Here is a 22,845-nt window from a genome sequence, read left to right on the forward strand (position 1 = left end):
AAGTTCATTTTATATAGAATAAAAATATACAAAGGCTGTTGACATCGATTTGCTATCTTGGTATATTAATAAATGTCGCTGCTTCACATGAGGCAGGACAGATAAAAAAGTGTTGACAAAGCACTTTATACTTGATATAATATAAAAGTCGCTGTTATGAATAAACGGCGAAGATTGTTCCTTGAAAACTGGACAAAACGAAACGTCAAATTCTTTTTGAGCTTTTATCAAACATCTTTACTGAGAGTTTGATCCTGGCTCAGGACGAACGCTGGCGGCGTGCCTAATACATGCAAGTCGTGCGGACCTTTTAAAAGCTTGCTTTTAAAAGGTTAGCGGCGGACGGGTGAGTAACACGTGGGCAACCTGCCTGTAAGATCGGGATAACGCCGGGAAACCGGGGCTAATACCGGATAGTTTTTTCCTCCGCATGGAGGAAAAAGGAAAGACGGCTTCGGCTGTCACTTACAGATGGGCCCGCGGCGCATTAGCTAGTTGGTGGGGTAATGGCTCACCAAGGCAACGATGCGTAGCCGACCTGAGAGGGTGATCGGCCACATTGGGACTGAGACACGGCCCAAACTCCTACGGGAGGCAGCAGTAGGGAATCTTCCGCAATGGACGAAAGTCTGACGGAGCAACGCCGCGTGAGTGAAGAAGGCCTTCGGGTCGTAAAACTCTGTTGCCGGGGAAGAACAAGTGCCGTTCGAACAGGGCGGCGCCTTGACGGTACCCGGCCAGAAAGCCACGGCTAACTACGTGCCAGCAGCCGCGGTAATACGTAGGTGGCAAGCGTTGTCCGGAATTATTGGGCGTAAAGCGCGCGCAGGCGGCTTCTTAAGTCTGATGTGAAATCTTGCGGCTCAACCGCAAGCGGTCATTGGAAACTGGGAGGCTTGAGTGCAGAAGAGGAGAGTGGAATTCCACGTGTAGCGGTGAAATGCGTAGAGATGTGGAGGAACACCAGTGGCGAAGGCGGCTCTCTGGTCTGTAACTGACGCTGAGGCGCGAAAGCGTGGGGAGCAAACAGGATTAGATACCCTGGTAGTCCACGCCGTAAACGATGAGTGCTAAGTGTTAGAGGGTTTCCGCCCTTTAGTGCTGCAGCTAACGCATTAAGCACTCCGCCTGGGGAGTACGGCCGCAAGGCTGAAACTCAAAGGAATTGACGGGGGCCCGCACAAGCGGTGGAGCATGTGGTTTAATTCGAAGCAACGCGAAGAACCTTACCAGGTCTTGACATCCTCTGACCTCCCTGGAGACAGGGCCTTCCCCTTCGGGGGACAGAGTGACAGGTGGTGCATGGTTGTCGTCAGCTCGTGTCGTGAGATGTTGGGTTAAGTCCCGCAACGAGCGCAACCCTTGACCTTAGTTGCCAGCATTGAGTTGGGCACTCTAAGGTGACTGCCGGTGACAAACCGGAGGAAGGTGGGGATGACGTCAAATCATCATGCCCCTTATGACCTGGGCTACACACGTGCTACAATGGATGGTACAAAGGGCTGCGAGACCGCGAGGTTAAGCCAATCCCAGAAAACCATTCCCAGTTCGGATTGCAGGCTGCAACCCGCCTGCATGAAGCCGGAATCGCTAGTAATCGCGGATCAGCATGCCGCGGTGAATACGTTCCCGGGCCTTGTACACACCGCCCGTCACACCACGAGAGTTTGTAACACCCGAAGTCGGTGAGGTAACCTTTACGGAGCCAGCCGCCGAAGGTGGGACAGATGATTGGGGTGAAGTCGTAACAAGGTAGCCGTATCGGAAGGTGCGGCTGGATCACCTCCTTTCTAAGGAAATTAAGGAAAACTTCGTTTTCCACAATTAAGTTTGACGTTTCCGTTTTGTTCAGTTTTGAAGGTTCAATCCTTCAGTATGTGTTCTTTGAAAACCGGATAGGAGAAACAAACCAAGTAAACCGAGAATCGCTTATTTTTGGATTTAAACCTTTTTATGGTTAAGTTAGAAAGGGCGCACGGTGAATGCCTTGGCACTAGGAGCCGATGAAGGACGGTACAAACACCGATATGCTCCGGGGAGCTGTACGTAAGCTTTGATCCGGAGATTTCCGAATGGGGAAACCCCCTGTCTTTAATCGGACAGGATTCCTGCCTGAATCCATAGGGCAGGAAGGGCACACCCGGGGAACTGAAACATCTCAGTACCCGGAGGAAGAGAAAGCAATTGCGATTTCCCAAGTAGCGGCGAGCGAACAGGAAACAGCCCAAACCGGAAGGCTTGCCTTCCGGGGTTGTAGGACACTCATATGGGAGTTACAAAAGAACAGGTTAAGTGAAGCGGCCTGGAAAGGCCTGCCGGAGAAGGTAAAAGCCCTGTAACTGACACTTCGTTCTCTCCCGAGTGGATCCTGAGTACGGCGGGACACGAGGAATCCCGCCGGAATCCGGGAGGACCATCTCCCAAGGCTAAATACTCCCTAGTGACCGATAGTGAACCAGTACCGTGAGGGAAAGGTGAAAAGCACCCCGGGAGGGGAGTGAAAGAGATCCTGAAACCGTGTGCCTACAAGTAGTCAGAGCCCGTTAACGGGTGATGGCGTGCCTTTTGTAGAATGAACCGGCGAGTTACGGTCTCATGCAAGGTTAAGCTGAAGAAGCGGAGCCGCAGCGAAAGCGAGTCTGAACAGGGCGAAAGAGTATGAGGCCGCAGACCCGAAACCAGGTGATCTACCCATGTCCAGGGTGAAGGCAAGGTAACACTTGCTGGAGGCCCGAACCCACGCACGTTGAAAAGTGCGGGGATGAGGTGTGGGTAGCGGAGAAATTCCAATCGAACTTGGAGATAGCTGGTTCTCTCCGAAATAGCTTTAGGGCTAGCCTCAAGCGAAGAGTTTTGGAGGTAGAGCACTGTTTGGACGAGGGGCCCTCATCGGGTTACCGAATTCAGACAAACTCCGAATGCCAAAAACTTATGCTTGGGAGTCAGACTGTGAGTGATAAGATCCATGGTCGAAAGGGAAACAGCCCAGACCGCCAGCTAAGGTCCCAAAGTATACGTTAAGTGGAAAAGGATGTGGCGTTGCTTAGACAACCAGGATGTTGGCTTAGAAGCAGCCATCATTTAAAGAGTGCGTAATAGCTCACTGGTCGAGTGACGCTGCGCCGAAAATGTACCGGGGCTAAACGTATCACCGAAGCTGCGGATGGACACCATTTGGTGTCCGTGGTAGGAGAGCGTTCTAAGGGCGTTGAAGCCGGACCGGAAGGACCGGTGGAGCGCTTAGAAGTGAGAATGCCGGTATGAGTAGCGAAAGAAGGGTGAGAATCCCTTCCACCGAATGCCTAAGGTTTCCTGAGGAAGGCTCGTCCGCTCAGGGTTAGTCGGGGCCTAAGCCGAGGCCGAAAGGCGTAGGCGATGGACAACAGGTTGATATTCCTGTACCGCCTCTTCACCGTTTGAACGATGGGGGGACGCAGGAGGATAGGGCAAGCGCGACACTGGTTGATCGCGTCCAAGCAGTTAGGCCGGTGCGGAGGCAAATCCTTCGCGCCAAGGCGGAGCTGTGATGGCGAGGGAAATTTTAGTACCGAAGTTCCTGATTCCACACTGCCAAGAAAAGCCTCTAGTGAGGTGAAAGGCGCCCGTACCGCAAACCGACACAGGTAGGCGAGGAGAGAATCCTAAGGTGAGCGAGAGAACTCTCGTTAAGGAACTCGGCAAAATGACCCCGTAACTTCGGGAGAAGGGGTGCTTTTTGGGGTGTATGCCCCGGGAAGCCGCAGTGAATAGGCCCAGGCGACTGTTTAGCAAAAACACAGGTCTCTGCGAAGCCGCAAGGCGAAGTATAGGGGCTGACACCTGCCCGGTGCTGGAAGGTTAAGGAGAGGGGTTAGCCGTAAGGCGAAGCTCTGAACTGAAGCCCCAGTAAACGGCGGCCGTAACTATAACGGTCCTAAGGTAGCGAAATTCCTTGTCAGGTAAGTTCTGACCCGCACGAAAGGTGTAACGATCTGGGCACTGTCTCAACGAGAGACTCGGTGAAATTATAGTACCTGTGAAGATGCAGGTTACCCGCGACAGGACGGAAAGACCCCATGGAGCTTTACTGCAGCCTGATATTGAATTTTGGTACAGCTTGTACAGGATAGGTAGGAGCCTTGGAAACCGGAGCGCCAGCTTCGGCGGAGGCATCGGTGGGATACTACCCTGGCTGTATTGAAATTCTAACCCGCACCCCTTACCGGGGTGGGAGACAGTGTCAGGCAGGCAGTTTGACTGGGGCGGTCGCCTCCTAAAAGGTAACGGAGGCGCCCAAAGGTTCCCTCAGAATGGTTGGAAATCATTCGCAGAGTGTAAAGGCATAAGGGAGCTTGACTGCGAGACTTACAAGTCGAGCAGGGACGAAAGTCGGGCTTAGTGATCCGGTGGTTCCGCATGGAAGGGCCATCGCTCAACGGATAAAAGCTACCCTGGGGATAACAGGCTGATCTCCCCCAAGAGTCCACATCGACGGGGAGGTTTGGCACCTCGATGTCGGCTCATCGCATCCTGGGGCTGTAGTCGGTCCCAAGGGTTGGGCTGTTCGCCCATTAAAGCGGTACGCGAGCTGGGTTCAGAACGTCGTGAGACAGTTCGGTCCCTATCCGTCGCGGGCGCAGGAAATTTGAGAGGAGCTGTCCTTAGTACGAGAGGACCGGGATGGACGCACCGCTGGTGTACCAGTTGTCTTGCCAAAGGCATCGCTGGGTAGCTATGTGCGGAAGGGATAAGTGCTGAAAGCATCTAAGCATGAAGCCCCCCTCAAGATGAGATTTCCCACAGTTTGTACTGGTAAGATCCCTGAAAGATGATCAGGTTGATAGGTCCGGGGTGGAAGCGCGGCGACGCGTGGAGCTGACGAATACTAATCGATCGAGGACTTAACCAAATAGAAAAGCGGAGGTGCCTTGTTTAGCCCCGACAAGCGAATGTTCTGACCGGCATGGAGCCGTCTTTTGGCTCCGTGACGGGCAGGTTATTCGACCTCGAGGGGCTAGGCACCGGAGCTGGACAATAGAAAAGCGGAAGCGCCTCGCTCATCGGCGTACGGATTTCGGAGCTTTCGACTGAGATAAAGGAAACACGGCGAGCCCCTAAAGGCGAGCCGATGTTGACTTATCGTAGGGAGAAAGCGTAGAAATACGCTAGCCGATAGGCGCTGGAGCTAGACAATTCTCAAAGTTAGAAACGCATTCTCCGTTTACAGTTTTTTCTCCCATCCGGTTTTCAGGGAATCACATAATTCCTGTTGATAAGCAATGGAAACTTTGCTATAATGATTTTTGTCATTGAGGTCCGGTGGCGATGGCGGAAAGGTCACACCCGTTCCCATCCCGAACACGGAAGTTAAGCTTTCCAGCGCCGATGGTAGTTGGGGGTTTCCCCCTGCGAGAGTAGGACGCTGCCGGGCCCGATATTCCGCAGTAGCTCAGTGGTAGAGCAATCGGCTGTTAACCGATCGGTCGTAGGTTCGAATCCTACCTGCGGAGTTATATGCTTCCATAGCTCAGCAGGTAGAGCACTTCCATGGTAAGGAAGAGGTCATCGGTTCGAGCCCGATTGGAAGCTTATAGTTTTTTGGCCCGTTGGTCAAGCGGTTAAGACACCGCCCTTTCACGGCGGTAACACGGGTTCGAATCCCGTACGGGTCACCATTTACATATTTGGAGGATTAGCTCAGCTGGGAGAGCGTCTGCCTTACAAGCAGAGGGTCGGCGGTTCGAGCCCGTCATCCTCCATTTTTATGCCGGCCTAGCTCAATTGGTAGAGCAACTGACTTGTAATCAGTAGGTTGGGGGTTCAAGTCCTCTGGCCGGCACCATTTACGGAGGGGTAGCGAAGTGGCTAAACGCGGCGGACTGTAAATCCGCTCCCTCAGGGTTCGGCGGTTCGAATCCGTCCCCCTCCACCATCCATTTTTTTGGACATGCACTTTGGTGCATTTTTTTGGTGAGAGGGTTCATACTATAGATAATTGGGCCATAGCCAAGCGGTAAGGCAACGGACTTTGACTCCGTCATGCGTTGGTTCGAATCCAGCTGGCCCAGCCTTTTGCTATTGAATTGGCGTAGCCATTTGATATATAGATTTTTACGAGCCATTAGCTCAGTTGGTAGAGCATCTGACTTTTAATCAGAGGGTCGCAGGTTCGAATCCTGCATGGCTCACTCTTTTCTTTTTTTAAAGTGTGTGGTATTCTATAAATATGCGGAAGTAGTTTAGTGGTAGAACAACACCTTCCCAAGGTGTGGGTCGCGGGTTCGAGTCCCGTCTTCCGCTTCAAAGAGAAACGCTCAAAACCCTTTTTTATAAGAGGATTTTGAGCGTTTTTTATTTATCTGTAAATTGTTTTAACATCATGTACACTTCATTGTCTGTTAATGGGTGGTTGATGTTTAATCTAGTGGTGCAATTACCTTAGAAGCCCCCACCTGCAAAGCTAAAAAATCAGTGAACAAGAATGTTTGACTGCCGTCTGAAGGAGGATATTTTAACCAATTCCCATTTCTTCTGTATAATTATACAGAATTTTGTACAGTTGAGCCAATTGGAAAACAATTTTACAATGATAGATAGAGAGAAGGGAAGGGGGCAGTCAGATGGAGAAACATATTACAATAATGGGTGTTCCAATGGATCTTGGGCAGCGATATAAAGGGGTGGATCTGGGCCCGCAGGCGATCCGGTATGCAGGTGTGAAAGAAGGGCTCGAGAAACTCGGCTGCGCGGTTACCGATTTGGGCAATATTGAAATCGGCAGGGCGGAGCAGCTCCCTGATGATGAAGCCAATGCGAGAAATTTGAAATCGATTTCAAAAGCAAGCCAGTCCATTGCAGAGCATACAGATGAAATTGTAAAAAGCAACCGGTTTCCGCTTATTTTTGGTGGCGACCACAGTATTGCCATTGGCACAATTGCCGGCATCAGCAAGCATTACAGAAATCTCGGCGTCATTTGGTTTGACGCGCATGCGGATATGAACATTCCTGAGACAAGCCCTTCCGGAAATGTCCACGGCATGCCGCTTGCCGCCAGCCTCGGGCACGGGCATGCTTCTTTAACGGGCGTTTACGGCTATATTCCAAAACTGAAAGCGGAGCATGTTGTCCTGATCGGGCAGCGGGATTTGGACGAAGGGGAAAAGGATTTCATCCGTAATCTGGGCATAAAAATCTACACGATGGCTGAAATTGACCGGTTCGGGATGGAGAGTGTCATGACAGAAAGTATTAACTATTTAAAAGAAAGAACGGATGGCATTCATTTGTCGTTCGATTTAGATGCGCTCGATCCGCAAGAAGCCCCGGGTGTGGGAACGCCTGTATACGGCGGGATTCATTTCCGCGAAAGCAGGCTCGCCATGGAGATGCTGCACGATGCAGATGCCGTTGTTTCAGCCGAGGTTGTTGAAGTAAACCCGATCCTTGACAGCCGCAATCAAACGGCAGAAAAAGCTGTCCGCCTGATTGAAACATTGTTTGGAAAAAAACTTCTTTAAAAATAGCCCCTGCCGGCCGGTATCCGGCACTGCAAATAAAAAAACGGCAAATGATGTTTTGCCGTTTTTTTTATTTAAATCTATTCCATGGGTGTTCTGTTCACTTATCCCTGAAGTTTACTGCTTTTCAATTTGTTAAATTGATTGATGAGCTGGTCCAGATGCCTGCTTGCCTGTAAGACCTGGTCATCCCAGTATGCAGTGGTCGAAGCGAGCTGAATCATTTCACGTCTTTTTTCCTCAATTTCCAACATTAAGGCTCGGCTTTTCTGGTTCATCCCTGACTCCCCGTTCATATTCAAATTTGTAATATTTTATATCCATTTTACTAAAGATTTAAACATTTTTTCCATAACTTTGCTACAATAGACTTGAACATTTTTTTACTTTTTTTTGAAACCTTTTCAGGAGAAAACCGTAAAAATAACGTACCGCACAGGGCGGAGGGGGAAAATGGAAGCAACTGTAAACCGAAAAATTAAGCAGGTCATGAAGGGTGACCAAAATGCTTTTAATGATATCGTTGAATTATATAAAGATAAAGTATTCCAAATCTGTTTCCGCATGATCGGGAGCCGCACCGAAGCGGAGGATCTGGCGCAGGAAACATTTATCCGCGCCTATATCCATATTAAAAGTTTTAAGCAGGAACGGAAATTTTCATCGTGGTTGTACCGGATTGCTACTAATTTGTGTATTGACCGGATCCGCAAGAAGAAACCTGATTTTTATCTGGATGCGGAAATTTCCGGGACGGAAGGGCTGACCCTTTATTCAACCGTACCGGCGGAGGAAAAGCTGCCGGATATGCAGGTGGAGACACTTGAGATGCAGGAAATGATCCAGCGAGAAATTTTAAAATTGCCGGAAAAATACCGAATTATTATCGTTTTAAAGTATATTGAAGAATTATCTTTAAATGAAATCAGCGAAATGCTGGACATTCCGCTGGGAACGGTAAAAACAAGAATCCACCGCGGGCGTGAAGCGCTGCGAAAGCAATTGGGCAGGCTGTGAGGAGGGAAAAATATGGAGGCATGTTCTGAGAGAATTGTACTGTATATGCATGAATACTTAGATGAAGACATTCCGGAAGACCATAAAAAAATGCTCGAGTACCATTTGGAAACATGCCGCGCGTGCCGACAGCATTTTTATGAGCTGCAAAAAAGCATCTTTTACGTGCAAAGCCTTCCGAATGTCCAGGCGCCTCCCGGTTTTACAGGCCGCGTTATGAAAAATCTTCCAAGGGAGAAAAAGCGGGTCGGGGCGGGCCGCTGGTTGAAAATGCATCCGTTTCTCGCCTCCGCCGGCTTGTTCTTCATTTTAATGGCAGGCGCGATGTTTTCCGAGTGGCATAACCCGGACGAGTTTTCCGTAACGAAAAACAAAGACATCATTGTCCAGGGGCATACCGCAATTGTGCCGAAGGGAAAAGTGATTAAAGAGGACATTACGGTAACAAACGGCGATCTCCGGATTGAAGGGAAAGTGGAAGGGAATGTGACGGTGGTCCGGGGAAATGAATATATGGCCTCCGCGGGGGACGTTACCGGAAATGTGGAAGAAATTAATGAAGTTTTTGAATGGATTTGGTATAAAATAAAAGATACAGGACAGGATGCATGGAAGCATTTGAAATGAATATAAATATATTGGAGCGGGGCCGGATCCGGTTCCCGTTTCTTTTTCCAGATATACAAAAGCTGCTATTTCGCCGTGGGAAATGATATAATAGAACAGTTGAAGACAGAGGATATGAAGATTGATGAATTAATGGAGGCAGGGTCATGCATATTGCTGATTTCCCCATCTGGAGCTATCTCTCCAAAATTGTGGATATATTGGTCGTCTGGTATGTCATCTATAAATTATTAATGGTGATCCGCGGAACAAAAGCGGTCCAGCTTTTGAAAGGCATTTTTGTGATCATCATCGTCAGGAGTCTCAGCAGCTTGCTCGGGTTGCAGGCGCTGGCATGGATGATGGATCAGGCACTTACATACGGATTTCTGGTCGTGATTATTATCTTCCAGCCGGAGTTGCGGCGGGCCCTTGAGCAACTCGGCAGGGGAAAATTCTTTTCAAGAACGAACGGCCAGGAAGAAGATGAGCAGGCCCACCTCGTTGAAGCGATCGTCAAGGCGACCAGCTATATGGCGAAACGCAGAATCGGCGCCCTGATCTCGATTGAGCGCGGAACAGGATTAGGCGATTATATCGAAACCGGTATTCCGCTTGATTCTGTTGTGTCGGCTGAACTTTTGATTAATATCTTTATTCCGAACACCCCGCTTCATGATGGCGCCGTGATTATCCAGAAGCGGAAAGTGGCGGCAGCAGCCTGCTATTTGCCACTTTCCGAGAGCCCGTTTATTTCGAAGGAACTGGGGACAAGGCACAGGGCCGCGGTCGGGATCAGTGAGGTAACAGACTGTTTGACGGTGGTTGTATCCGAAGAGACGGGCGGGATAACGGTCACGAAGAATGGCGAGCTTCACAGGGATTTAAGCCTGGAGCAATTGCAGGAAATGCTGGAAGCCGAACTGAACTATACCCAGAAAACAAAGGAGCCTTCCTTGTCGAAATGGAACTGGAGGGTGAGAAAACATGGATAAACTGATGGACAATCGTTGGTTTATGAGGGTGCTGGCGCTTGTTTTAGCCATCCTGCTTTATATTTCAGTTGCGGTGGAAAACGGCGAAGGCAATAAAATTATCGGTTCCGCCACAAAAAACAGCAGTGGCGTAATTGAAAATATGCCGGTCCAGCTGATTTATGATAATAAAAACCTTGTTGTATCAGGCGCACCGAAAACGGTGGACGTGACTGTAACCGGCCCGAAAGTCATCGTCCAGCAGGTGAAAGCCGCTAGGGATTTCACCGTTTACATGGATTTAAGCAATGCACAAATCGGCAAGCAAAAAGCCAAATTGAAAGTAAAAGATCTTTCCGATAAACTGAAATACAAACTCAACCGTACGTATGCTACCGTATCGGTACAAGAAAAAGTATCCAAAATTTTCAACGTTGAGGCAGAATACGACAAAGATATGCTGGCAACCGGGTATGAAGCATCTGTGCCTGCTGTGGAGCCGGGTACTGTGAAAATTACCGGGGCGAAAAACGTCATTGACAGGATCAGTTATGTAAAAGCGACAGTGGAAATCAGCAAGCCGATTACGGAAAGTTTTACGAGGGCCGCGACAGTGAATGTCCTCGACCGGAATTTAAATAAACTGGATGTCTCGGTCAACCCGGATAAAGTGAATGTCTCGGTGAATGTGACCAATCCGAGCAAAACCGTCCCGATTTCCATTAACCCGGTTGGCAGTAACCGCGACAATTTGACAATAACAAGTATCACGACAAATCCGAAGAAGGTGACCATCTACGGCACCAGTGCCCGCCTTGCCGGGATTGAGACGCTGCCGGTTAACATCGACATCAGCAAAATTACGAAAGATACGACCATTGATGTTCCAATTACTCTTCCGGACGGTATCAATAAGGTGGATCCGGAAATGGTCACAGCGACCATCAAAGTGGAAGAAAAAAAGAATGAGGATGAGAAAACGCTGAGCAATATTCCGATTAAGGAAAAAGGACTGGCTGCCGGCTATCAAATGGATTTCCTTTCTCCAAAGAGCGGAACGATTGATATTATTGCAGACGGGAAAAAGAGCGATTTGGACAAGATTTCCGCCTCTGATTTTAACGTTTCGATCAATCTGTCCGGTCTGAAGGAGGGGGACCATGACGTTAGCTATATTGTATCGGGCCCGAAAAATGTAACGTGGAGGCTTTCCGGTGAAAAGGCGAAAATACGCATAAGTGACGCAGCACAAAAGACAGAATAACAGAACTGATATGCGGAAAAGAAGGAGCGAAACCTGATGACGAAATTTTTTGGTACAGACGGAGTAAGAGGCATAGCAAATTCTGAACTCACACCTGAACTTGCTTTTAAACTGGGACGTTTCGGCGGATATGTTTTGACCAAGCATGCGAATGAGCGGCCGAAAGTTCTGATTGGCCGCGATACGCGCATTTCCGGGCAGATGCTTGAGGGGGCGCTTGTTGCCGGGCTTCTGTCTATCGGGGCGGAAGCAATGCGGCTTGGCGTGATTACCACGCCGGGTGTTGCTTATTTGACAAAAGCATTGGGGGCGCAGGCCGGCGTCATGATTTCGGCATCGCATAACCCGGTGGAAGATAACGGCATTAAGTTTTTCGGCCCCGATGGTTTTAAACTGTCGGATGATGAGGAAGCGGAAATCGAAGAACTGCTCAATCAAGACACGGATGACCTGCCGCGGCCGGTCGGGAAAGATCTCGGCATTGTCAGCGACTACTTTGAAGGCAGCCAAAAATACCTGCAGTTCTTAAAACAGACAGTGGATGAAGAATTTACCGGTATTCATGTGGCGCTTGACTGTGCCAACGGTTCGACTTCTTCGCTGGCGACATATCTTTATGCTGATCTTGATGCAGATGTCTCGACAATGGGAGCATCCCCGAACGGTCTGAACATTAATGACGGGGTCGGGTCCACGCATCCGGAAGCGCTTGCTGCTTTCGTCCAGGAAAAAGGCGCGAATGTCGGGCTTGCATTTGACGGCGACGGCGACCGGTTGATCGCTGTTGATGAAAAAGGCCAGATCATAGACGGGGACCAGATTATGTATATTTGTGCCAAATACTTAAAACAAGAAGGGCTTTTAAAGAAAAATACCGTCGTTTCTACTGTAATGAGCAATCTCGGCTTCCATAAGGGCCTTGAAGCGCTCGGCATCAACAGTGTTCAAACGGCTGTCGGTGACCGGTACGTTGTCGAAGAAATGAAAGCAAACGGCTTTAATTTGGGCGGTGAGCAGTCGGGCCATATTATTTTCCTTGACCATAACACGACCGGGGACGGCCTTTTAACCGGACTGCAGCTGATCAACATTATGAAAATCGCGAACAAGCCGCTTTCCGAACTGGCTGCGGAAATGAAAAAGTACCCGCAGAAACTCGTGAATGTAAAGGTAACCGATAAATACCATGTTTTAGAAAACGAAAAAATAAAATCGGTGATTGATGAGGTGGAAAGGGAAATGGCCGGAAACGGGCGTGTTCTTGTCCGCCCTTCCGGAACAGAGCCGCTTGTGCGTGTCATGGTGGAAGCACAGACGGCGGAAGACTGCAGCCGGTTTGTTTCCCGGATTGCCGGGGCAGTGGAAGCGGAAATGGGTTTAAGAGAATAATTTTAAAAAATCCATCCCGGCTTTTCAATTGGTGCTGAAAAGAATTATTTTTTCCTGTGCATAAGGGGGCACGCAACAACCCTCTTATGCATATTTTATGTTGAGAATGGTAAAATATGTTGACGAAGTATCACGCATACGCTATGATAATGATGTTGTTTTCTCTTCACTTTACAGAAAAGGAGGATCGTTTGCGATTTTTTTCTAAAAGCGCCAGAACTGGGCCTGGGACGGATAGGTCCAGTTGACGAGGAGGAGGAGTATCGAGCTTTCGGCGGATGCCTCCCGGCTGCCACACACAGCCGTATGTTTTTCCACAAATCGGCGGGGCGACCCGGCGGACAAAGGGAAAAGCATGTGGGAAGAGAAAACGGATCAGCAGTTTTACAAAAATTTCAAGAGATAAGGGGGCAGGACTGCTCCCGGTAGTTCTTGCCCCCTTGTGATCCGAGGAGGAAGAACAAATGTGTGGTATTGTTGGTTATATCGGTACTGAAGATGCGAAGGAAATTTTGTTAAAAGGCTTGGAGAAGCTGGAATATAGAGGCTACGATTCTGCAGGGATCGCTCTCCGAAATGAAGCCGGCGTGCATGTGTTTAAAGAAAAGGGACGGATTGAAGATTTGCGCCGGATCGTGGATATGCGAATTGCGGCAACGATCGGCGTCGGCCATACACGCTGGGCAACCCACGGGGTTCCGAGCAGAGAAAATGCCCACCCGCACCAAAGTGCATCCGGCCGTTTTACGCTTGTGCATAACGGCGTGATCGAAAACTACACGCTTTTGCAAAAAGAGTATCTCACGGATGTTCCTTTAAAAAGTGATACCGATACGGAAATTATCGTGCAACTGGTGGAAAAATTTGCTTCAGAAGGCCTTGAAACGGCGGAAGCGTTCCGGAAAACGCTGACGCTTTTAAAGGGTTCTTATGCGCTTGCCCTCTTGGACGAAAAAGACGGCAATACGATTTATGCGGCAAAAAATAAAAGCCCGCTTTTGGTAGGCGTCGGCAACGGCTTTAATGTGGTAGCGAGCGATGCGATGGCGATGCTGCAAGTGACAGACCAGTTTATCGAACTGGCAGATGGTGAAATGGTCATCCTTACCCGCGGGCAAGTCACCATCCAGAATCTTGCCGGTGAAACGATCACCCGCCAACCGTATAAAGCAGAAATCGATGCAAGCGATATAGAGAAGGGTACGTACCCGCATTATATGCTGAAAGAAATCGATGAGCAGCCGCTCGTGATGCGGAAAATTATCCAGGCTTACCAGGATATCAACGGCAAATTGTCTGTTGACAGCCAAATTATCGATGCCGTAACCGAAGCTGACCGGCTTTATATTATCGCATGCGGCACGAGCTACCATGCCGGCCTTGTTGGCAAGCAGCTCATTGAGAAGCTGGCGAAAATTCCAGTTGAAGTCCATGTATCCAGTGAATTTGTTTACAATATGCCGCTTTTGTCAGAAAAACCGCTGTTCATTTTTATTTCGCAAAGCGGGGAGACAGCCGACAGCCGTGCCGTGCTTGTAAAAGTGAAAGAATTGGGTTACAAGACGCTGACGATGACCAATGTGCCGGGCTCGACTTTGTCCCGTGAAGCGGATTATACCCTATTGCTTCATGCAGGACCGGAAATTGCGGTTGCTTCGACAAAGGCATATACGGCGCAAATTGCCGTCCTTGCGATCCTTGCTGATGTAGCGGCAAAATCGCGTGGTTTCAGCGAAGACTTCGACCTGGTACATGAACTCGGCCTTGTGGCAAATGCGATGGAAGTGCTGTGTGGTTCAAAAGAAGAAATTGAACAAATGGCATATGACTACTTGACGGTCACCCGCAATTGCTTCTTCATCGGCCGTTCGATGGACTACTTTGTCTGCCTTGAAGGCGCACTGAAGCTGAAGGAAATCTCTTATATTCAAGCGGAAGGTTTTGCAGGGGGCGAACTCAAACACGGCACAATTGCCCTGATTGAGGACGGTACACCGGTTGTCGCGCTTGCTACGCAAAAAGACGTCAACTGGAGCATCCGCGGCAATGTCAAGGAAGTTGTCACCCGCGGGGCCAACCCTTGCGTGATCTCGATGAAAGGCCTGAATGAGGAAGGCGACCGTTTCGTCATTCCTCATGTACACGAATTATTGACACCTCTTATCTCAGTTGTACCATTGCAGTTGCTTGCGTATTACGCAGCACTGCACCGCGGCTGCGACGTCGACAAGCCGAGAAATTTGGCCAAATCGGTCACAGTCGAATAAACAAAAAAGCCCGGGGAAGCCAGAATGACTGGTTTTCCTGGGCTTTTTGTTTAATCAAATGATTGATTGAAGGGATGATACAAGGTAAAACAAGGCGATTTTATTGGCCCGGCTTCTTTGGATGAGGCCTTGTATCTCCCTGTTAAAAAGTCCGTCCCCTGCAAAAAAGTTGGTACCCGCTGTTAAATAGTTGGTACCTGACCGGCAGGAGACCAGGCCAATTCAGCAGGCAAATATGGTTGTTTTCCGGGTCATTTTCAACCCTAATTCAATAGAAAGACAAACTCGGGCTCGATCCAAAACGGGTCCAGTTTTTCTTTTGTACAGCGGCCCCAATCCTTTGTCCCGCATGGGCTCCGCCGTTCTCTAATCCTATAGCGTTAGAAGCTCCACTGTATGGAATTGGGCGATTCTCAGTCCTTTTTCATGTGGTTCCCAGCCAGCTCAGTTCCGTCATTTCTCCAATATTTTTTCTCTAATCAGGGAAGAACTTTTTGACATTTCCAGACTATGCTGAACAACCCAGCAACCTAATTTCTGGTAAAAATCAGGCGTTTTGGGAACCAACTTTTTAACATTGCCAGCGGTCATCAAAATGCGGTTGGAGCCTTGGGGGAGTAAGAGGAAAGGGGGATTTTGGCGGGGAAGGACTTTTTTACAGGGGAATAAATAGTAATATATATCTAAAATATCAAAAAATAGGTACCAATAATATTATTTTATGGTAAAATTTGTTGTGGTACTTCAAGTATCTTTTCAGGATCCGCAGCATTTGCTGCTGAGAAACCGAGTGAAACCACATCTTCTGTAGTACAACAAAGTCAGGCAACTCAAGCTCAAGCTTCATCTCTTGCAGTAGATCCTGGTATTCAATCTATTAACGGTCAGATGTCTACTCAATCAGAACCAACTTACATAAATAAGAAGGCTTTAAGATGGGCAATTGATAGTACTACTCCTATTACTAATCTAGTAGGTAAATATTTTGGTAAAACAGCTGTGAAAAAAGTAGGAAGCGTTATGCATAGTCATGTAAAACCTGCTCTACGTAAATTAGAAGCTTTAGATAAGGTAAACTAAAAGAAACTTTAATACGATGCTATGAAGGGACCACTTGGAGCTACAGCTGCAAGATTTGGTGCTAAAGCCATTGTAAAAGTGATTCAAATCTTTAGTCTCGTTTAAAAAAAGATAGGAGAATAAGTATGGATGCTAAAAATACCTCGCAAGTGATTGAAAATTTGGAGAACCAGGTAGAAAGATTAGATAAAGAAGTTTATAACTTAAATTCTAAGGTTGAACTTTTAGAAGGCCTTTTAATAAAAATTATTGAAAATCAAAAAATATCTCCTAATTTATTATTAGATATTGATTGCATTGCTGTAAAAAAAGATTTAAGTGGTGAAGAGCGAGCTGAGATTTCATTTTTCCTTCTCAAAGTTCAAAAAGAGTATATGCAAGAAGGTAAAGTTCCAAATTTAGAAGAATTTCATTCTGGATTATGTAATGTACTAGGTGTTACTCAAAATGAAAAAGAAGAATATCCAATTGAAATCTCAAAACAATTGCTTCAGAAGTATGACAAAATAGGTGAATTTCCAGTTGCAAAAGAAATTTTATCTAAAAGTTGAAATACCGAAATCTATTCTCACCCCTTGTTCTACAAGGGTTTAAAGCAAAAATAAAAGCATGAACACTCAAAACTCGGTAAGGGGTATTACGATTGCCAAAATATGAGAGTAAAAAAGCCTTGATTGATGAAATTACTAAGAGTGCAAAGTTATTTATTGATGAATTCCGTTCTATTAATAATCTTGATAAAGATGTATTTGTAAACGGAGTGGATAGAACGCCATCCCAGATGATTGCTTACCAACTGGGATGGTTAAATTTAATATTATCATGGGAACAAGATAACAAAGAGGGAAAAAATGTAATAACACCTGCGCCAGATTATAAATGGAATAACCTAGGGGGGCTTTATCAGAGCTTTTATGATAAATATGCAAATGATTCGATTGAAACGTTAATTGAACTGTTTAATCAGGATGTTCATAAAATCATTCAATTGGTTGAAAGCTATAATGACCAAGAATTATTTGGGCAAGGCGGCAGACAGTGGGCGTCTTCAACACCGTCCAATTGGCCAATTTGGAAGTGGATTCATATCAATACAGTAGCGCCATTTAAAACATTTAGAACTAAAATTAGAAAATGGAAAAAGATGAAAGGGATATAATTTTTAATGGATTTGCAGGATCAAATAAATTTAGAGACCTTTCGCAGCCGAAAGTGTACAAAAGGAGTGTCTTGGAGTACCCGGTATTTAAAACCCATCGAGAAAAATTTCCCACATAAGGTAAAGCGCTGTCTCTGCTCGTTTTCGAACGAATATGGTAAAATAAGGGCAGCTTATTTTAAGGGAGTTTTCAAAATGGCAAACGGATCATCTCTATATAAAGGACAGTATCATATAGAACTTAGGGATGTTGACTTTACGAAGAAGTTAAAGCTAAGCGCATTGTTCAGCTTGTTTCAAGACATTGCCAGCCTCGCTGCCGAGGATCTTGGTTATGGCATTGAGACATTGGAGAAGAAGTATAAGGTGGCATGGATTTTAACCCGCATTCGCGTGGATATCCTGCGCCATCCTACTTGGGATGAAAACATCACGATTGAAACGTGGCCGCTTCATCCAAGCAAGATTGATTTTGACCGCGACTTTCTTGTCAAAGATCACACCGGAGCGGTCATCACAAAAGCGGCATCAAAATGGGTCGTCATGGGTTTAAACGATCGGAAAATTAAACGAACAGAATCAATTAACATCCACTACCCTGAAAACCGTACGGAACGCGCTATTGAAGGGAAATTTGGGAAGTTCAAAGATTTTGGCGGATTAGAACCCGCTTATCAAAAAGTCATTGGGTACAGTGATATCGATTTTAACGGCCATCTCAATAACTCCAAATATGTCGATTACATCATGGATTGCTTTCTTCCGGATTTTCACAAAAGGCACCCCATTCATACAATAGAGATCAATTTCAATCAAGAAGCCTTGCCGGGAGATTCCATTACACTATACAAAGATATTTCCAAAATGGACGAGCACGAGCTTTATGTTGAGGGGATCAATCAAACCGATCATCATACCATTTTTAAATCGCACATCACGATTCATTAAGGGGCTCTCAATCAGGTCCAAGTTCATAAATTCCTTTAAATCATGGTGTCTGTGTTGTCTTATTTTTCAAAAGGATGAACCAATTGGCCATAACCAAGTTAATTAAGTCTGGCAGAACGAGTTTTATTGTTAAAGTTTGGTTTCAGAAATGACCGAATCCTATTGAGATTCGGTTATAATCGTTAGCCATATCATCACTTTTGCGATTGATCATGCAGAATGATTGGTTTATTATCTCGCATCGTCGCTTGATATAAACTTATGTCGCCGGTTTTCGGCACTCCAGATAATGCGGGAACGACAAAATTATCATTGAGTGAAATCGTCCAAACCGCCTGCTTTTGTTTCTCTAAAACGATGGCAAGCGTACCAAATTGTTTGATATGGCGCCAATCAAAAAATTCTGTACGCCCGCCCACAATAACCGTTATCCCTTTTGTATCGCTTACCACTTTGGTATTTTTTCCTTGCCACTTGCCTTGGATTTCCGACCCGACATAATAATAGGAACGACCATCTGACCGGTCACCGTATGTCGCAATGAATTGCTCGATCTTTCCGTCAGCTGTCTTATAAGTCACTGCGGCGATATCGTTGGCGAGCCATTTGACCTTAAACACCCCGTCTGTCTTATAGGGCAGTCTTTCTTTTGGCCGCGCAAGGATACCGAAATAAGACCTTAGATAGACGGCGTCGCCGGACTTCGTCTTTTCTTTGATCGACACCACATGTTTGTAATCGGGCGAGAGGCTTGTGATATTTTTTATTTCCTTGTTACTCGCAACAAGCAAGCCTCCACTTGCAAGGATGAAGACGACAGCCAAGCCACTGATAGCCCAAAGCCATATTTTTGAAGGTTTCAGGAGAAGTATAATGGCCAGCGCTAAAAAGATGAAGCAAAGGATATTGATGAAGTAAAAGAGCCTGTCATCGACATACTCCGCTTGAAATCTTTCATGCGCATATAGGCAGCCCATTTGCAAACAAAAGAAACCAACGGCGAAAAGAAGCAGCATCCACCCGGTCACTTTGATATATAATCCTTTTACCTGGCTCATTCGCCTACCTCCGTCGAAAACTCCCATGTCAACCCATTATCTTTTGATATGAACTTGCCTTTAACTTTTCCACCCTTATAATCGCCATTGGGACCTTGATTAACAAGTAGGACCAGGTGATCGCCTTCTTTTTTGGGGATTTCAGCCGTCACAAAGATCTTATGATACTTTGCCGGTATATTTATTTCCGCCCTCTTCCACGATTTTCCGCCGTCTTGCGTCACATGGAAATCCGGTTCCTCAGGATCAATCGTCCCATAAGACATAAATCCGGTTGATTCATCGATAAATCCACCGTCAGAAAGCAGCCGCGAATCCCCTGTAAAGCCGGTGATATGCCAAGTCTTACCGCCATCATAGGTTAAATAAGCATTTGAACCTTCTTGTGACATGGTCCGATAGCCGGTAAGAATCACATAACCGAAACGATCATTCAGAAACGCGACTTTTCGAATTCGTATGCCGGGAAAGTCTTTTTCAACAACCGCGCGCTGCCACGTTTTGCCTTGGTCAAGCGTATAAATGAGTAACGTTTCCTTATCTTCTGATTCATCTGAATAGAGGAATGCCGCCCGTTTTGCCGTGAGAACATAGCTATTTTCGATGAGTTCTTGTTCATTGCCGTTATATTCCCCCTTAAATAACTGATCTTTTTTTACCGGGACGGTGACCCAATGGCCGCCCTTATCAAACGTAATCTTAAGCTGATTGTTTGTTAACGCATAGCCATTCTTTTCATCCATATAATGCGGCTGAAGTGGCGTTGTTTGTTTAGGCTTTAATGGCGCGCCGTCGCCGTATTGTTCATCAATCGTTTGATCAAATGGAGGAGAGGGCAATCGCTGGGACTTATAGAACGAGATTGTCATGATGATGAAACCAATGATGATCACTCCGGCCACCATAAAGACGAATTTTTTCATCTTATACACCTTCATTTTTTAATAGTCCGAAGGCTTAAAAAGCGTCAAACATAAGAACGCTTTGTAAGTGTTTAGTACTTAAAATAAGCGGCCGAATTCGGTTAATCGCGGTCACTTATTCTTGGTATCAGATAAACAAAAATACGATCATTTTCAAACCGCGCCTGCAATTTTCAATCGGGTCAATTCGGTAGAAAAGAATTTGTATGTTAAGCCTTTGCCAGTTTTTTTCTTCTGAATTACGAAAGTAAAATAGAAGCTTAAAATAAAAAGGTGCCTCGAACCTCTGGTATAATTAGGTTTGACAAAAACTACTAAACCAGAAAGAGGAACCTTTAAGGTGAATTATATCACTTCTGTCTTGAAAATCAAATGTGTTTTTTATTTAAAGAAGAATACAAATTTTAGTCGGCTTCCCTCAATTTTGTAGTTTTTGAAAAAATGGAGTTGCGGAATATAGTCAAGAAAAAAGAAACTCTGCCCAAGATTAACCCTGGATCCTCTTTAGAGTAATAAGGGGGATGGCAACGATTCGTAAAATATATGGTCATTTTGGTGTTTTCTGCCGATAACCATGTTACCGGCAGCGTTTTTGGTGGCTTTCTCCAAAGAGTTTGACATATTCTCCTAAAGGTTTTTTGTTATATTCTCTATCGGGATATCTGATTTTATCTTAAATGAAGAATAAAACAAGGTAATCCGTAAGATGGCCATAACGGCGATTATCATACAAGTTATAAATATCCCAAAGGTTTCTATTAATCCCCAAGAAATGATCATAAAAGAAAGGGTGCCTAGATCTGCTGATGCCTCCATCACGCCCATTACTTTACCTTTTTCATATTGGGGGATCGCTTTAAAGGTTTCAGCTGAGAGCAAATTATTTATTACGGGGTTTCCCATCGTCATAATGGCAAATCCAACTATAAAGAATATCCAGTTTAAGGAGGCTCCCATCATAACAATGCCCCCACATACCAAAAAGACAGTTAGAAAATACAAAAATACCTTTGAAGCGAATAAAAGACTGGATCTTGATAATATCATATTGGATAAAATCACAAAAACACCACCAACGAGCCAAAAAATCGATATTTCAAAGTCAGCTACTTTAAAATGTCCTTCCAAAATATACACCGAAAGGCTCGTCATTACGGGGCCAATCATGCCACCTAGTAAATGTGAGAAAAAGTAAATCCGCAGTATTTTATCTTTTAAAGTCCTTTTCAAATATGCTAAGGAAAACCATGCAGTATCATGCGAGTGTTCGATTTGAATTTTTTCATCAAACCTCATGATTAAAAACGCGCACACGAGAAAAGAAGCAGAGTCTATGAGAATGGCGTACGAACTTAAAATACCAAAAATGAGTGGCCCGATAGTAAAACCTACAGTCTTACAAGTTGTAGTAAACGTGTTTTTCTTGCTTATTGCCCTTGCTAATCCTATGTTTGGATCTTTAATTGTCAAATCTCTAAACCATACTTCAAGACACAGATTAGCAAAATGCCCAAGTGATTGGGATAAGATCATCAAAGGGAATAAAAAAATAATAAAATGTTTAAATGATAGTAATGAAAATAATGTTATCATAACAAAGCAATTAAGAAAAAAGGAAGTAAATATCATCTTTTTAGAAGATACTTTGTCTATAAAATGTCCGCTTACAATGGTAGATATTATTCCCGCAATCGTTTCTGTAAGGTACAAACTTCCGGCATAAAGGAATGAGCCTGTTAGATTGAGGGCAAAAATGGGAAGACCGGTCCATGTTATTGCGGTACCTAGCGTATTAATGGTATCAACAAGTATTAATCTGTTTACTGCGTTGTTTAACATATTGGCACCCCCAAAAAATGCTTTTATGGCCAAAGGCAAGCCTAAATTAAAATAGGCTTGCCTTATAAACAATCGTTTGCTGACTTTTCACCTTAAATCTGAACCTTGGCTTGTTCAGTTTTTAATGGTTCGTTTAAGCAAGTCTTTTTTTCTTGTTCACCTTTCAACGGTTCATTATAGCAGGTTGCAGCTTTCAACGGTTCATTATAGCAGGTTCCAGCTTTCAATGGTTCATTGTAGCAGGTCGCAGCTTTCAACGGTTCATTGTAGCAGGTTCCAGCTTTCAATGGTTCATTATAGCAAGTCTTTACTTCAGCATTCGTGCTATTTTTGGCTAGTTCTTTAACTTTATCTGATAACGGTATATTATAGTCTTCTTTAAATTCAACGGACCATTTTTTCAAAGACTCCCTATATATATTCAATAAATGAGGAAGCTCAGATTCTTCTTTGCCATAACCAGGATTATGATCTAAAATACAACCAAAGTAATCCATGCAATCATTATAATATTTCTGTGGATGAAGAATATGAAGGTGCCACATTTCGTCAATATCATACGTAGGGCAGATTGAGGTGTAAGGATATTTTTTCACTAAATATAGGAATTTCAAGTATCTGTTTTTTATACATGTAAGTTCCTCTTCTGATAACCTACTTAAAACCCCATCACTCCTCCTAGCCGCCTCGATTAAGTCCACGCTCACATTTGGAAAATGTTTGCTCATATACTTTACCTCCCATATTTTATTTCCTACATCACTATAACTATGAGGGCTTACCGAAATTTATGTGTATGTTCATCAAATAAATGTCAACCTT

15 protein-coding genes, 9 tRNA genes and 3 rRNA genes are annotated in these 22,845 nt (G+C 45.5%); 22 read left to right on the forward strand and 5 right to left on the reverse strand.

The genetic code is table 11. From position 1 onward, the window contains the following. The first annotated feature begins 236 nt into the window (after window positions 1–236). The 13 genes from NST70_RS00965 (at window position 237) to rocF (ending at window position 7,499) form a co-directional block, all read left to right on the forward strand. A 16S ribosomal RNA gene (locus NST70_RS00965) occupies window positions 237–1,790 on the forward strand. A gap of 165 nt (window positions 1,791–1,955) precedes the next feature. Beyond that, window positions 1,956–4,888, forward strand: a 23S ribosomal RNA gene (locus NST70_RS00970). Window positions 4,889–5,294: 406 nt separating this feature from the next. Next, a 5S ribosomal RNA gene (rrf, locus tag NST70_RS00975) occupies window positions 5,295–5,410 on the forward strand. Together the 16S, 23S and 5S rRNA genes with 9 tRNA genes alongside form the textbook arrangement of a ribosomal RNA operon. Before the next feature lie 7 nt (window positions 5,411–5,417). Beyond that, window positions 5,418–5,489, forward strand: a tRNA-Asn gene (locus NST70_RS00980). A gap of 6 nt (window positions 5,490–5,495) precedes the next feature. Further along, window positions 5,496–5,568, forward strand: a tRNA-Thr gene (locus NST70_RS00985). 11 nt (window positions 5,569–5,579) lie between these two features. Further along, window positions 5,580–5,654 (forward strand) — tRNA-Glu (locus tag NST70_RS00990). Window positions 5,655–5,665: 11 nt separating this feature from the next. After that, window positions 5,666–5,738 (forward strand) — tRNA-Val (locus NST70_RS00995). A gap of 7 nt (window positions 5,739–5,745) precedes the next feature. Then, window positions 5,746–5,821: transfer RNA gene (locus NST70_RS01000), tRNA-Thr, on the forward strand. Between the two features lie 5 nt (window positions 5,822–5,826). Further along, a tRNA-Tyr gene (locus NST70_RS01005) sits at window positions 5,827–5,911 on the forward strand. 64 nt (window positions 5,912–5,975) lie between these two features. Then, window positions 5,976–6,047 (forward strand) — tRNA-Gln (locus NST70_RS01010). 47 nt (window positions 6,048–6,094) lie between these two features. After that, a tRNA-Lys gene (locus tag NST70_RS01015) sits at window positions 6,095–6,167 on the forward strand. A gap of 40 nt (window positions 6,168–6,207) precedes the next feature. Beyond that, window positions 6,208–6,279, forward strand: a tRNA-Gly gene (locus NST70_RS01020). A gap of 320 nt (window positions 6,280–6,599) precedes the next feature. Continuing rightward, a complete protein-coding gene (gene rocF, locus NST70_RS01025) occupies window positions 6,600–7,499 on the forward strand; it encodes an arginase (protein WP_014096460.1) in 900 nt (299 codons plus the stop codon). Window positions 7,500–7,603: 104 nt separating this feature from the next. Here rocF and NST70_RS01030 read toward each other — a convergent pair whose 3' ends face one another. Then, window positions 7,604–7,777 (reverse strand): aspartyl-phosphate phosphatase Spo0E family protein, encoded by a 174-nt coding sequence (locus NST70_RS01030; RefSeq protein WP_014096459.1) that lies wholly within the window; start codon window positions 7,775–7,777, stop codon window positions 7,604–7,606. A gap of 175 nt (window positions 7,778–7,952) precedes the next feature. On the opposite strand from NST70_RS01030, the gene sigW reads away from it, so the two are divergent. From sigW to NST70_RS01075, 9 genes are all read left to right on the forward strand, one after another. Further along, window positions 7,953–8,516: an RNA polymerase sigma factor SigW gene (gene sigW, locus NST70_RS01035; RefSeq protein WP_014096458.1), complete on the forward strand. Its 564-nt coding sequence runs from the start codon at window positions 7,953–7,955 to the stop codon at window positions 8,514–8,516. Window positions 8,517–8,528: 12 nt separating this feature from the next. Then, entirely contained in the window at window positions 8,529–9,143 is a 615-nt protein-coding gene (locus NST70_RS01040; RefSeq protein WP_014096457.1) for an anti-sigma factor, read from the forward strand. Window positions 9,144–9,289: 146 nt separating this feature from the next. Beyond that, window positions 9,290–10,117, forward strand: coding sequence for a diadenylate cyclase CdaA (gene cdaA, locus NST70_RS01045; protein ID WP_014096456.1), 828 nt, complete (start codon window positions 9,290–9,292; stop codon window positions 10,115–10,117). Then, window positions 10,110–11,360 (forward strand): CdaR family protein, encoded by a 1,251-nt coding sequence (locus NST70_RS01050; protein ID WP_014096455.1) that lies wholly within the window; start codon window positions 10,110–10,112, stop codon window positions 11,358–11,360. The genes cdaA and NST70_RS01050 overlap by 8 nt, the downstream gene beginning before the upstream one ends. Window positions 11,361–11,396: 36 nt before the next feature. Further along, window positions 11,397–12,749, forward strand: coding sequence for a phosphoglucosamine mutase (gene glmM / locus NST70_RS01055; RefSeq protein ID WP_014096454.1), 1,353 nt, complete (start codon window positions 11,397–11,399; stop codon window positions 12,747–12,749). Between the two features lie 464 nt (window positions 12,750–13,213). Further along, window positions 13,214–15,016: a glutamine--fructose-6-phosphate transaminase (isomerizing) gene (gene glmS / locus NST70_RS01060; RefSeq protein ID WP_035182814.1), complete on the forward strand. Its 1,803-nt coding sequence runs from the start codon at window positions 13,214–13,216 to the stop codon at window positions 15,014–15,016. Window positions 15,017–16,221: 1,205 nt separating this feature from the next. Then, window positions 16,222–16,647 (forward strand): hypothetical protein, encoded by a 426-nt coding sequence (locus tag NST70_RS01065; protein ID WP_026683805.1) that lies wholly within the window; start codon window positions 16,222–16,224, stop codon window positions 16,645–16,647. A 92-nt stretch (window positions 16,648–16,739) separates the two neighbouring features. After that, complete coding sequence (locus tag NST70_RS01070; protein WP_026683804.1) at window positions 16,740–17,255, forward strand: ClbS/DfsB family four-helix bundle protein; 516 nt, start codon at window positions 16,740–16,742, stop codon at window positions 17,253–17,255. 195 nt (window positions 17,256–17,450) lie between these two features. Continuing rightward, entirely contained in the window at window positions 17,451–18,203 is a 753-nt protein-coding gene (locus NST70_RS01075) for an acyl-ACP thioesterase domain-containing protein (RefSeq protein WP_035182811.1), read from the forward strand. A 194-nt stretch (window positions 18,204–18,397) separates the two neighbouring features. Here NST70_RS01075 and NST70_RS01080 read toward each other — a convergent pair whose 3' ends face one another. From NST70_RS01080 to NST70_RS01095, 4 genes are all read right to left on the reverse strand, one after another. After that, window positions 18,398–19,261, reverse strand: coding sequence for a hypothetical protein (locus NST70_RS01080; protein WP_035182809.1), 864 nt, complete (start codon window positions 19,259–19,261; stop codon window positions 18,398–18,400). Next, window positions 19,258–20,184 (reverse strand): oxidoreductase, encoded by a 927-nt coding sequence (locus tag NST70_RS01085; RefSeq protein WP_104851081.1) that lies wholly within the window; start codon window positions 20,182–20,184, stop codon window positions 19,258–19,260. The genes NST70_RS01080 and NST70_RS01085 overlap by 4 nt, the downstream gene beginning before the upstream one ends. A gap of 627 nt (window positions 20,185–20,811) precedes the next feature. After that, window positions 20,812–22,023 (reverse strand): MFS transporter, encoded by a 1,212-nt coding sequence (locus NST70_RS01090; protein ID WP_014096450.1) that lies wholly within the window; start codon window positions 22,021–22,023, stop codon window positions 20,812–20,814. 92 nt (window positions 22,024–22,115) lie between these two features. Next, on the reverse strand, window positions 22,116–22,751 hold the full coding sequence (locus tag NST70_RS01095) for a glycine-rich domain-containing protein-like (protein ID WP_104851082.1): 636 nt from the start codon (window positions 22,749–22,751) through the stop codon (window positions 22,116–22,118). Window positions 22,752–22,845 lie beyond the last annotated feature (94 nt).

The sequence above is a fragment of the Weizmannia sp. FSL K6-0777 genome (genome assembly GCF_038593185.1).
Lineage (GTDB): Bacteria > Bacillota > Bacilli > Bacillales > Bacillaceae_C > Weizmannia > Weizmannia faecalis.

Coding starts and splice junctions, on each gene's coding strand:
- rocF (WP_014096460.1), top strand. CDS start 6,600: ATGGAGAAACATATTACAATAATGGGTGTTCCAATGGATCTTGGGCAG.
- NST70_RS01030 (WP_014096459.1), bottom strand. CDS start 7,777: ATGAACCAGAAAAGCCGAGCCTTAATGTTGGAAATTGAGGAAAAAAGA.
- sigW (WP_014096458.1), top strand. CDS start 7,953: ATGGAAGCAACTGTAAACCGAAAAATTAAGCAGGTCATGAAGGGTGAC.
- NST70_RS01040 (WP_014096457.1), top strand. CDS start 8,529: ATGGAGGCATGTTCTGAGAGAATTGTACTGTATATGCATGAATACTTA.
- cdaA (WP_014096456.1), top strand. CDS start 9,290: ATGCATATTGCTGATTTCCCCATCTGGAGCTATCTCTCCAAAATTGTG.
- NST70_RS01050 (WP_014096455.1), top strand. CDS start 10,110: ATGGATAAACTGATGGACAATCGTTGGTTTATGAGGGTGCTGGCGCTT.
- glmM (WP_014096454.1), top strand. CDS start 11,397: ATGACGAAATTTTTTGGTACAGACGGAGTAAGAGGCATAGCAAATTCT.
- glmS (WP_035182814.1), top strand. CDS start 13,214: ATGTGTGGTATTGTTGGTTATATCGGTACTGAAGATGCGAAGGAAATT.
- NST70_RS01065 (WP_026683805.1), top strand. CDS start 16,222: ATGGATGCTAAAAATACCTCGCAAGTGATTGAAAATTTGGAGAACCAG.
- NST70_RS01075 (WP_035182811.1), top strand. CDS start 17,451: ATGGCAAACGGATCATCTCTATATAAAGGACAGTATCATATAGAACTT.
- NST70_RS01080 (WP_035182809.1), bottom strand. CDS start 19,261: ATGAGCCAGGTAAAAGGATTATATATCAAAGTGACCGGGTGGATGCTG.
- NST70_RS01085 (WP_104851081.1), bottom strand. CDS start 20,184: ATGAAAAAATTCGTCTTTATGGTGGCCGGAGTGATCATCATTGGTTTC.
- NST70_RS01090 (WP_014096450.1), bottom strand. CDS start 22,023: ATGTTAAACAACGCAGTAAACAGATTAATACTTGTTGATACCATTAAT.
- NST70_RS01095 (WP_104851082.1), bottom strand. CDS start 22,751: ATGAGCAAACATTTTCCAAATGTGAGCGTGGACTTAATCGAGGCGGCT.